We start from the raw sequence: 9,968 nt of genomic DNA, 5'->3' as shown, positions 1-9,968 counted from the left end.
CTTTAGCCACTCTTTTTCAAATTTATAATATTTCTCAAGCTTTTTATTCTTTTCTATTTGATTCCACTTTTCTATCTCGGCATAATCTTGCAGCTCGCCTCCGCATTTAGGGCAAACACTCCTATCTTTAACGTCCGAAAAATTATAAAATTTAAAACACCCTTTGCAACGCATAAATTTAGGATAATATTTTATGCTTTTTTCGGAGCGAAATGCGAGATGCGCAAAGAAAGCGCACGCCGCAAAGCATAAAATTCCTATGATGATACGCAGATACGCGCTATCAAATTTTACCGATGCCATAAAGCCGGGTTTTATATCAACTCTCCCCAATAAAGCGGCCGCCAGCCCTCATGCGAAAAAAGCGAAAAAGCCGATTAATGCAAAAATTCTATTTAGCATTTTTATATATTCCTCTATAACGATCAAATTTCATCGCTTTTTAAATTTACGCTTTTTAGTCTTTGGGGGTTTAACGCCTTGATGAGGAGCGTTTCTTCGCCAGTAGTCGCCGTCATTATACTCAGTAAGCTTTTTGCCGCAGTCCGGGCAAATTTGATCCGTGTTTTTGACGTCCTCGTACATGTAAAATTTAGCGCAGTCTGCACACCACATATACTCTGGGTATCTTTTTATGCTCTTTTCAGAGCGGAAGGCGAGGTAAAAAAACAAGATACTAATAAGTAAAACTGAAAATCCCGAGATAAGAAAAGGATATCCGATTTTGCTTTGTATTCCTGCGAGATCTTGCGTTGTAAAAATTTCTATAGATATTATTAAAAGGCTTAAACCTATCAAGGCATTAATCACCCTACCTATTTTTTTGTTTATGAAAATTCCTGCAGAAACAAATAATAAGCCGATGATGAAAATCTTGATAATATAGACCGGCTCAACTGCACTCCAGCCCCCGTATTTAAAATACATCTTTCCGCTAAAGCAGCCAAGAATACTTTCAAATACAAAAAATGCACCCAAAAGTATTAAACCTATCCTAGCGTTCATTTTTTATTCCCATAGTCTTTTTGAGATAGTTATCATCATGCCGATACAACAGGAGCCGATTCTATCTAACATTTTGCTGCTTCTTTTCGTTATGATCTGCTTTATTTATAACGTTTTGTGCCATACCGTCCAATCCTTTAAATTTTATAGTTTTATCTGTGCTGTCATACGCAAATTTCATTCCGTAATGAACTGCTTATAAGGATCCGGTACCGTCGGATGTTTAGAAAATAGCAATGGCATATATTTGTAAATATCTACCATAACGATCTCTTGATACACATTATCTAGCCGCCAATCTATTTTGTCGTAGTGCTTGTTTTCATCATGCATATTTTCTATAAGGAGATCGCCATTTTTTATACCAAAATTTATAATTAGATCGAGCTCCTCTAGCGTGTATCCCCAATCTATATGGAAAAATTTAAATACTACGGATATGATCCCGTCTCCTTCGATTGCGGAGGATAATAACTCTACAATGTGTTTTTCTCTCATTGTCACCTTCCTTTAGCATAAAAATTTATCTTTGCCGCTCGGTATCTTTTTGGTTTATAAGTTCCGCCGATCCCTCCTCAAGCGAATTATACTCATCCAGATGTATATGCGAATGTTTCGGCGCGGAATCTTGCGCTAAAGTAAGCAAATGCCTGGCAAGAGATATGAGTCCGCTTTTATTTGCACTTATAGTAACTTCGTTTCCTAAAGCATTGACGGAGATCGCAAAGTCCCTTTCCCATTGTAGCTGCAGTCCCTTTTCTGCGCAGTAATCTAAAGTTTTTATAACATACTGTCCCATATAGCGCCGATACTCCTTTCTAAATTTAATCGGTTGCTGATAAAATTTATCTCATTGATCGCTTAATCGATCTCGTAGTGTTTCTGGAAAATTATATCTAAAATAAAAATTAAAGGGGCTGGAATAACTAAATTTAAGACAGGTGTTGTGCGCAAAAATGAAGTGATTGAAACTTAAAAATAGATTAAGTGGTGGTCCCGATTGGACTCGAACCAACGACTTCCACCATGTCAAGGTGACACTCTACCAACTGAGTTACGGGGCCAAAAAGAAACGCCAGTATATCAAAAAAATCTCTCAATAGCAAGCAAATTTTAACTTTTCGTAAAATTCCGCCGAAATTCTATACAAGATTTCGCCGCGACGTAAAACGTCGTCGAATTCTACGCGAAATTTCGCGATATTGCCGAAACCCCGCGCAAAATTCTATCCCGCAACTAAAATTCGCAATCCCGCGCGGAATTTTATCGCGCTTATGCGGTACTCGCGTGTTTCGCCCCAGCAGCCTATTCTGCCCCGCTTTGTTTTATCTAGTCGTTTTGCTTCACCCCGCCTCGTTTCATCTGCTCGCCTTGCTTTACCATGTCTTATTTCGCCCGCTTGCCTCGCTCCGCCTTGCGCCCGTTAAGATGTCCAAATTTTTTCATTCAACTTTAGAATTTTTACGATTTGCAGCATCGAATCCAGATCAGCTTTGATATCCTTTGCGATGCGGGCATTGAGTATCGGCTGATCCAAGCTCGGCTCGAAACTATCGGCGCCGCGAGCTATCGCGATGTAAATTTTATTTTGCTTGAAGCTCAGCGAGATATCCGATTTCACGAGCTGTTTAAGAGATAAAATTTTCTCTATCAGCGCGGGCGTCAGAACATACATAGCCGCCACCGTATCGCTTGCGTAAACCGAGAAATTTGCATTGAAATCCGCGTTATCTATCGGGATTTTGCGGCTGCTCCATAGCTTGCGCGGTAGTGCAGACGGCGGCAAATCTATGCCTGTGGGTGCCGCCGCGCCCGAAAAAACAAAAACATCGGAGCCAATTTTTTTATTAAAATTTGCCACAAAAAAAGGCCCCTCGAAAAATGTAGTGTAACTCTTTTTAAAAAACGACGAAGTTCCACTGCCGGTCTCCTTTTCCAGCCTTATATCGCAAAACATAAAATCCACTCCGTCCACGTTCGCGCAAACCAGATCATCCGCGCGAAATCTATCAAATCCGTCAAATATCTCGCTTGCTCTTACCTCTTTTTCCTGAAAAAGCGCGCCCATTTTATACGAAAAGCCCAGACTTTCGATATAGGGCTTGAGATAAAGCTCTTTGTAGCGCATCAAAAACCGCTCGGTTTTACGCTCAAAAATCCACTCGTAAAATTTGTCCTGCATGCCGATTATTGCTAAAATAGACGTAACCAAAAGAAATAAACTCTCTACGCCGAGATCGAGCTTGGGAAAATTGCGAAAGATGATTATCAATGCGAGCGCGAGCATCGGACCAAATACCGCAAACGCTACGAGATAACTTAAAATTTTCCAAAGCTTGCGACTTTTCTTAAGCTGCTTGCGCTGCTTTTCTAAATCTATTACGGTTTTAATATCCACGCCCAACCTCTATTTGTTAAATTTTAATGGCGCAAACTCGCGGCACAGCGTAAATCTGCGCCCGATACGGCGTAATAGGTGCGCGCTGTTTTAGAGCCGCTAAATTTTACGGCTACTTGCGCGAGCCGTGCGCAGTGAAATTTGCCGCCAAGCTCAAATTGTAGCATAAATCCCGTGATTAAAAAATTTATTTCAGCAGCTCGTTTGCATACGCTCGCACGCTCGCATCCACCGCCGTAAGCACGTCCGCGTCCGTTACGCTAGGCGAGTTAAATTTCTCCGCGCACTTCAGCACGACGCGCGCAATGTCGGTGAAGCGGCACCGCTGCTGCAAAAACGCATTTACACCCGCTTCGTTTGCGGCGTTGATGACGACGCCGAGATCGGGGTTTGCTAACAGCGCGTCTTTGAGGGTAAAAATTTGAAATTTCATCTCGTCGATCGGTTTAAATTCTATCGGTCGCAGGGCGCACAGATCCACGGGCGCGGTGATCTGCTCGCGCACGTCGCCGCCAAACATCGCGTGTGCGATCGCTAGGCGCATATCGGCCCTGCTAATGTGCGCCGTCGTAGAGCCGTCCGCAAACTCCACTAGCGCGTGGATCTGCGAGGTGCGCTCGATAAGCGCATCGATCTCGCGCGTGCCGTAGAGCCAAAACGCCTCGATCACCTCAAAAAGCTTATTCGCCATCGTGGCGCTGTCGATCGTGATCTTTGCGCCCATCTTCCAGTTGGGGTGCTTGAGGGCGTTTTGCGGCGTGAGCGAGCCCAGCTGCGTTAACGGCACATCGTAAAACGCGCCGCCGCTAGCCGTGATGATTAGGCGAGAAACGGGGGTTTTGGCGTTGCTAAGTAAAAATTTCAGTCCGAAATGCTCGCTGTCGATCGGGTAAATTTTATCCGTTTGCAGAAATTTCCCGCCGACGACGAGGCTTTCTTTGTTGGCGAGACACAGTCTCTTTCCGAGCTCTTGGGTTTTTAGGCTGGGCATCATGCCCGCAAAGCCTACGAGAGCGTTTACGACCGTCGTGCTTTTGCACTCCTGCAGCATCTGTAAAATTCCATCTGCGCCGCAAAATACGCGCTCGTGATCTACCTCGCTTTTCTGCTGCGCGTCCGCGATACAGACGAGCTTTGGATGAAATTTTGCGATCTGTTCGTTTAAAAGCTTGATATTGCGCCCGCAGCTAAGCGCTTCGATCATACTGCCGCTACGCGCGGCTACGTCTAGGGTGTTTGTGCCGATAGAGCCCGTGGAGCCTAAAACTACCATGAATAGACTATCGCCATCGCGATCGCGCCGAACATATAGCCGTCGATGCGGTCTAAGATCCCGCCGTGTCCGGGAAAGAGCGCGCCGCTGTCTTTAAGACCCGCCGCGCGTTTTAGGTAGCTTTCAAACAGATCGCCGAATACGCCAAAAATTGCTATGATGATGGTTTTGCCTAAAATTTCAAGCGGCGGCATATTGGTAAAGATGCGCGCATAAATGAGGCTAACGATAAGCGCGAGTGCAAGACCACCTAGTACGCCTTCTACGGTTTTATTCGGCGAGCTAGCGCTTAGCGGAGTTTTGCCGAAGGCTCTACCGATAAAATACGCGCCGCTATCGCTAGCTACGATAATAAAGATCAGCCAAACGAAGTGAAAAACTTCCCCGAAATCATCATAAGCCGCCCACATAAAAAATATCGGCGCAACGGGATAGATGAAAGGAAGCGTGATCTTTAGACTGGGGCCCTTGGTAAAGGCTACGACAGAGGCGACGCATAGGATCATCAGGATGCTAACTTTTAGCGCTGAGACGAAAGGCTCATCGGTCTGCGTAAATGGTAGCAGCGCAAAAAACGCGATCGCCAGCGCGAGCCACTTTTTGCTAGTTTCCTCTAGACCCCATAATTTGAGGCTTTCAAAAAACGCCAGCACGAGTATCAGCGCAAATACGGCGAAATTTAGCCACCTGGCGTTTATTAGAATTAGAGCTAAAAATACGGCGAGTAAAATGCTTGCCGTGATTATTCTTTGCTTCATAGAATTTCCTTGGAATTTATTTTGAATAATTATACTGCAAGCTCGCTTATTACGGCTTTAAAACGCTGATTGTTTTAAAATTTACGTAGTTTACAAATGCACCTTCGTTGATTTTGACATTTTGACGTTTGGTGTAATCGACGAGATATTTTCCGCTGCCGCTTGCACTGAAGCTCACGCAAATTTTAGCAGCAAATTCGATCACCTCTTCGCTTAGACTTTGCTTATTTGTCTTTACGATGACGTGTGCGCTTGGAATGTCCTTAAGATGAAACCAATAGTCGGATTTGGAGCTATTTTTTAGTAAGAACTCATTGCCTTTTTCGTTTTTTCCGACGCTGATTTTAAAATCCCCGAGATAAAAGCTCGCTACATATTCGCTATTTTTTTCCTTACTTTTTTGCCTAATTTGCGTGCGCTTAGGCATTAGAATTTCGATCTCGTGTGCGTCCTGTGCGGCAAGGACGAGCGATTTTAAATTCTCATAAAACGCGAGTTTCTCCTTTAAATTTTGCTCTTCGATATGTATATTTGCAGCCTTTTGGCGCAGACGCTTTGCCTCGGAGTAAAGCTCGCCCAAAGTGGCACTCGCAGGCTTTTGCAGTTTAAATTCTACCGCTTCGGCGTCTCCTTTTTGCAGCGTAAATTCTCGCGCGCTGGTTGGAATTTTATAGATATTTTCTTTTAGCAAGGCAGCTTTCGCACCTAAAAGCTCGGCGCTTCGCAGTAGTTCAGCACTGCTTTGCAAAGAGCCTAAAGCCTCGCGCACCGAGTCTAGCTTTTTATTTAGCGCCGTGATTTTTGCGGATTTGAGCGAGTTTAAGCGATCCGCATTTAGCGCGTTAAATTCCGCGCGAAAAAATGCTCTAAAGTCCGAAATTTTTGGCACGGGGGCTTCTTTAATATTTGCAGGCGGCAGATGACGGAGTTTTCTTCCTACCTTGATCTGTCTAAATTCTGTTTCGAAGTGCCGCAGCGCCTCTAAAATCACATCGTTTTCATCGGTGATTATTACGTTGGTAAATCGCCCGGTAAATTCGAAGTAGATATTTGAGCTTTGGGTTTTGTAGCTTGCGTTTTGGCTTACGCTAAGGTATAGAATTCTATTATTTTCTGGCACGCTAACGGAAGTGATGCGCGATTTTACGAAGCGCTTGGCAAGTAACACGTCAAAGGGCGCCGCGTAAACCTTACCTTCGGTAAAAGCGTCATTTTCGTGGATATTGCAGCCCGATTTATTCATATCAAAAAACAGCGTCTCGTTGCCGTCAAAGCAGACTTTAAAAAGGTTATCTCCTACGCGCTTAATGTGCGAAAGGAAGCGTTTGGCGCGTAGATACTCGCAAATTTGAATTAAGTTTTGATACTTCATACGCGTTAAAATTTCTCTTTGTGAATTTTGCTTAAATTTAACTTCTGCAGATCGTGAGGGCTCGGGCTGCGCTGCGGTACGCCGAGGGCCAGTATCGCTTCTGCTTTAAAATTTAGCGGAAAGCCCAGCGCCTCGCGCAAAAACTCCTCGCAGCTGCGTCCGTCCGCGGCGGCGCGCAATCTTACCTGCACCCAGCAGCTGCCGAGATTTAGCGCGCTTGCGGCAAGGTGCATGTAGCCTAGCGCTACCGAGCAGTCCTCAATCCAGACGTCCTGCTTCTGCTCATCTGCGATCACGACGATCGCGGCCGCGGCCTGTTTTAGCATATTCGCTCCGCTGCTGCGGCATCCGCTTAGCCGCTCGAGCATCCGTTTGTCGCGCACGAGAATGAACTCCCACGGACAGAGCGCGCGTCCCGACGGCGCAAGCAAGCCCGCTTTTAAAATTTTATCCAGCGCCTCGTCCTCAAGTGGTCCCTGCGCGTATTTTCTTACACTTCTGCGGTTTGCAAAAATATCTAAAATTTCCATCGTCTCGCTCCTTGCGGCTCAATTATACATAAAATTGCAAAAATTTATGATTTTTTAGCTAAAATCGCGCAAATTTAACCGATATGAAGGAGATTTTATGAAGCAGACGATCACGGAGAAAATTTTTAGCGAGCACGTGGGCGAGGCGGTTTTCGCGGGACAGATCATCGAAAGCGCCATCGATATGGTCATCGGCAACGACATCACGACGCCGATTTCGATCAAGCAGTTCGAGCTTAGCGGCGCAAAAAAGCTCGCCAACCCGGACGGCTTTGCGATCGTGATGGATCACTACATCCCTACGAAGGATATTCTAAGCGCAAACCAAGCTAAAATTTCACGCGAGTTTGCTTACAAGCACGATTTGAAAAATTATTTCGACGAAAAAGATATGGGTATTGAGCATGCGCTGATGCCTGAAAAAGGGCTCGTAGTGCCCGGCGACGTCATCATCGGCGCGGACAGCCACACCTGTACCCACGGCGCGCTGGGGGCATTTGCGACGGGTATGGGCAGCACCGATCTAGCTTTCGCGATGATAACGGGCAAGAATTGGTTTAAGGTGCCGCCTACGATCAAAGTAATTTTTCACGGCAAGCCCGCACCGCACATATATGGCAAGGATCTGATTTTAGAGGTGATTCGCCTCATCGGCGTGGACGGCGCGCGCTATAAGGCTTTGGAGTTCTGCGGCGACGCGCTGGAGCATTTGGATATGGATAGCAGATTTTCGCTTTGCAATATGGCGATCGAAGCGGGCGGCAAGAGCGGTATCGTCGCGGTCGATGAGATCACGAAGGAATTTTTGGCGGATAAAAATTTGCGCGCCGAGCCGAAATTTCACTACTCCGACGAAGGCGCGAACTATGAGCAAATTTTGCAGATCGACGTTAGCAAGCTTGATCCGGTGATTGCATATCCGTTTCTGCCTAGCAACGGCAAGAGCGTGCGCGAGGCGGTGCGCGATGACATCGCCGTCGATCAGGTCTTTATCGGCAGCTGCACCAACGGCAGGCTCTCCGATCTGCGGATTGCCGCGCAAATTTTAAAAGGTCGCAAGGTCGCGCGCAAAACCCGCCTAATCATCACGCCTGCGACGCAAAAGATCGCTCTGGCCGCGCAAAAAGAGGGGCTGTGGGATATTTTCGTCGAAGCGGGCGCAGTCGTGAGCAATCCGACCTGCGGCGCGTGCTTGGGCGGATATATGGGGATTTTGGGCGTGGGCGAGCGCTGCGTAAGCACGACTAATCGAAATTTCGTCGGCCGCATGGGCGATAGAACGAGCGAAGTGTATCTAGCAAACTCCGCCGTCGCCGCAGCTAGCGCCGTCGCAGGCAAGATCGCCGATCCGAGGGATTTGTAAGTTTAGAATTTAAAACTTAATGGCAATGTGGTTTGTCTATATATGACCTAATGGATTGCTTGTTTGATAGAGGTGTAGATGTCGAGCACTATAAACATAGCAAGAGCTGAGTATACTACGAGAAATGCGGTAGTCTGGTAAAAAATCAAGCAGATTGCAGCCAAACGCTAGACGCGCGCTAACACTCAATAGTAAGCCGCTTGCGACCGCCCAAGATATGTGGACCTTACTCGCGGGTAGGCGAAATTTGACCTCATTTACCATAAAAACCGTCGGCATCTAGGGCGAGACGCTAGAGGAAGTCGTAAATTTAGCCTACGACTACGCGTAAACTGGCGCGAAGATAAGCTCTACACAAGAAAAATATCAAAGAGATTTTTGAGCTAGCGAATTAGATAAATTTGAAGCCATAGTTAAAATTTGATGTTACGTAAAAATTAGCACCAAATTTTAACAGTATTTTATTTAATTTATAACATTTTTCTCCGAAATCCAAAATCTGTAATCATCTATTTTGCTTTTATTTTGGTCTTTTGCTACGACTTCTAGCCAATATCTGCCGTCTGATTTTACTTTTATGAGGATGTTTTTAAATTTTACCGTCGAACTTGGCATTTCGTCAGATATGCAAGTATATTTTATAAAATTTATGTCTTTATCCTGCGTATTTTTGCATTTATTGATATTTTCTAAATTTACGTATTCTGGTATATTTTCTTTTTTGATATCAAAGTCAGTTTGGTAGTTTGCTAGACCTACAACTCTAACAAAAAAACCACTAGTAGATAACAAAAGTACTAAAGCCATAAAAGATAATGCAACTAAAAGAATTCTGTATAGAAATTGTCTACCGATTTGCAGAAATCTTGCTGAAAAATGAAGAATTACCATAAGAATTATCACAAGAATGTATTCATCTGCATAGTTAAAATAAATAGCTAGCAATATTAGTAAATCGGAGATAAATATTAAAAGAGCAACTAGAAAAATATTGTTCAGCTCATCTTTGTTATCCAACCAAAATTTACAAAAAAAGCATACTAGCAATACTACATGCAAACTTAGACATGTTTTAAATAAACAACCTATATCACTAAGGCATTCATATGAAGAAGACGATAAATCTAATTTATAATAAATTAGTGGTAAAAAAGCCATTAGTAATATTGCAACAAAATCTACTACTATAAAACAGTATTTGATTTCATTTTTACTTTCATACCAGCTTCTAAATAAAAAGTAATTTTGTAAAAGTTGTAATTTGAAAAT

Annotated in this window: 10 protein-coding genes, 1 tRNA gene and 1 pseudogene; 1 reads left to right on the top strand and 11 read right to left on the bottom strand. The window is 44.3% G+C overall.

Features of this window, described 5'->3' with window-relative positions; genetic code table 11:
• The 10 genes and pseudogenes from Q0238_RS01165 to Q0238_RS01120 all read right to left on the bottom strand — a co-directional run.
• Positions 1 to 303 (bottom strand): annotated as a pseudogene (locus tag Q0238_RS01165) (hypothetical protein); the annotation flags it as partial.
• Positions 304 to 432: 129 nt separating this feature from the next.
• Positions 433 to 1,005: a hypothetical protein gene (locus tag Q0238_RS01160; RefSeq protein WP_297942053.1), complete on the bottom strand. Its 573-nt coding sequence runs from the start codon at positions 1,003 to 1,005 to the stop codon at positions 433 to 435.
• A gap of 177 nt (positions 1,006 to 1,182) precedes the next feature.
• Entirely contained in the window at positions 1,183 to 1,503 is a 321-nt protein-coding gene (locus Q0238_RS01155; protein ID WP_297942051.1) for a hypothetical protein, read from the bottom strand.
• A gap of 25 nt (positions 1,504 to 1,528) precedes the next feature.
• Positions 1,529 to 1,804 (bottom strand): hypothetical protein, encoded by a 276-nt coding sequence (locus Q0238_RS01150; protein WP_297942047.1) that lies wholly within the window; start codon positions 1,802 to 1,804, stop codon positions 1,529 to 1,531.
• Positions 1,805 to 1,993: 189 nt separating this feature from the next.
• Positions 1,994 to 2,069: transfer RNA gene (locus tag Q0238_RS01145), tRNA-Val, on the bottom strand.
• A 359-nt stretch (positions 2,070 to 2,428) separates the two neighbouring features.
• The gene (locus tag Q0238_RS01140; protein ID WP_297942043.1) at positions 2,429 to 3,403 is read right to left on the bottom strand and encodes a DUF3137 domain-containing protein; all 975 of its coding nucleotides are present in this window, start codon (positions 3,401 to 3,403) and stop codon (positions 2,429 to 2,431) included.
• Positions 3,404 to 3,590: 187 nt separating this feature from the next.
• Positions 3,591 to 4,676, bottom strand: a complete 1,086-nt coding sequence (gene dxr / locus Q0238_RS01135) for a 1-deoxy-D-xylulose-5-phosphate reductoisomerase (protein WP_297942040.1) — start codon at positions 4,674 to 4,676, stop codon at positions 3,591 to 3,593.
• Positions 4,670 to 5,434 carry a phosphatidate cytidylyltransferase gene (locus tag Q0238_RS01130; RefSeq protein ID WP_005872778.1) on the bottom strand — a complete coding sequence of 255 codons (765 nt, stop codon included), beginning with the start codon at positions 5,432 to 5,434 and terminating at the stop codon, positions 4,670 to 4,672. Before Q0238_RS01130 ends, dxr begins: the two co-directional genes overlap by 7 nt.
• A 49-nt stretch (positions 5,435 to 5,483) precedes the next feature.
• Positions 5,484 to 6,806 carry an NFACT RNA binding domain-containing protein gene (locus Q0238_RS01125; protein WP_297942038.1) on the bottom strand — a complete coding sequence of 441 codons (1,323 nt, stop codon included), beginning with the start codon at positions 6,804 to 6,806 and terminating at the stop codon, positions 5,484 to 5,486.
• Between the two features lie 5 nt (positions 6,807 to 6,811).
• Positions 6,812 to 7,336, bottom strand: coding sequence for a nitroreductase family protein (locus tag Q0238_RS01120; protein WP_297942036.1), 525 nt, complete (start codon positions 7,334 to 7,336; stop codon positions 6,812 to 6,814).
• A 97-nt stretch (positions 7,337 to 7,433) separates the two neighbouring features.
• On the opposite strand from Q0238_RS01120, the gene Q0238_RS01115 reads away from it, so the two are divergent.
• A complete protein-coding gene (locus tag Q0238_RS01115; RefSeq protein WP_297942034.1) occupies positions 7,434 to 8,699 on the top strand; it encodes a 3-isopropylmalate dehydratase large subunit in 1,266 nt (421 codons plus the stop codon).
• Positions 8,700 to 9,164: 465 nt separating this feature from the next.
• On the opposite strand, the gene Q0238_RS01110 is transcribed toward Q0238_RS01115, so the two are convergent.
• Positions 9,165 to 9,968 (bottom strand): hypothetical protein (locus Q0238_RS01110; RefSeq protein WP_297942031.1); only part of this gene is annotated, 804 nt, incomplete at its 5' end.

The organism is uncultured Campylobacter sp. (assembly GCF_938045775.1).
Classification (GTDB): Bacteria; Campylobacterota; Campylobacteria; order Campylobacterales; family Campylobacteraceae; genus Campylobacter_B.
The sequence above is the reverse complement of the archived record's forward strand: the minus strand, read 5'-3'. Positions and strand labels throughout refer to the sequence as shown.

Excerpts from the sequence above, each read along its gene's own strand:
- Q0238_RS01150 (WP_297942047.1), bottom strand. The coding sequence starts at position 1,804 with ATGGGACAGTATGTTATAAAAACTTTAGATTACTGCGCAGAAAAGGGA.
- Q0238_RS01120 (WP_297942036.1), bottom strand. The coding sequence starts at position 7,336 with ATGGAAATTTTAGATATTTTTGCAAACCGCAGAAGTGTAAGAAAATAC.
- dxr (WP_297942040.1), bottom strand. The coding sequence starts at position 4,676 with ATGGTAGTTTTAGGCTCCACGGGCTCTATCGGCACAAACACCCTAGAC.
- Q0238_RS01115 (WP_297942034.1), top strand. The coding sequence starts at position 7,434 with ATGAAGCAGACGATCACGGAGAAAATTTTTAGCGAGCACGTGGGCGAG.
- Q0238_RS01130 (WP_005872778.1), bottom strand. The coding sequence starts at position 5,434 with ATGAAGCAAAGAATAATCACGGCAAGCATTTTACTCGCCGTATTTTTA.
- Q0238_RS01155 (WP_297942051.1), bottom strand. The coding sequence starts at position 1,503 with ATGAGAGAAAAACACATTGTAGAGTTATTATCCTCCGCAATCGAAGGA.
- Q0238_RS01125 (WP_297942038.1), bottom strand. The coding sequence starts at position 6,806 with ATGAAGTATCAAAACTTAATTCAAATTTGCGAGTATCTACGCGCCAAA.
- Q0238_RS01160 (WP_297942053.1), bottom strand. The coding sequence starts at position 1,005 with ATGAACGCTAGGATAGGTTTAATACTTTTGGGTGCATTTTTTGTATTT.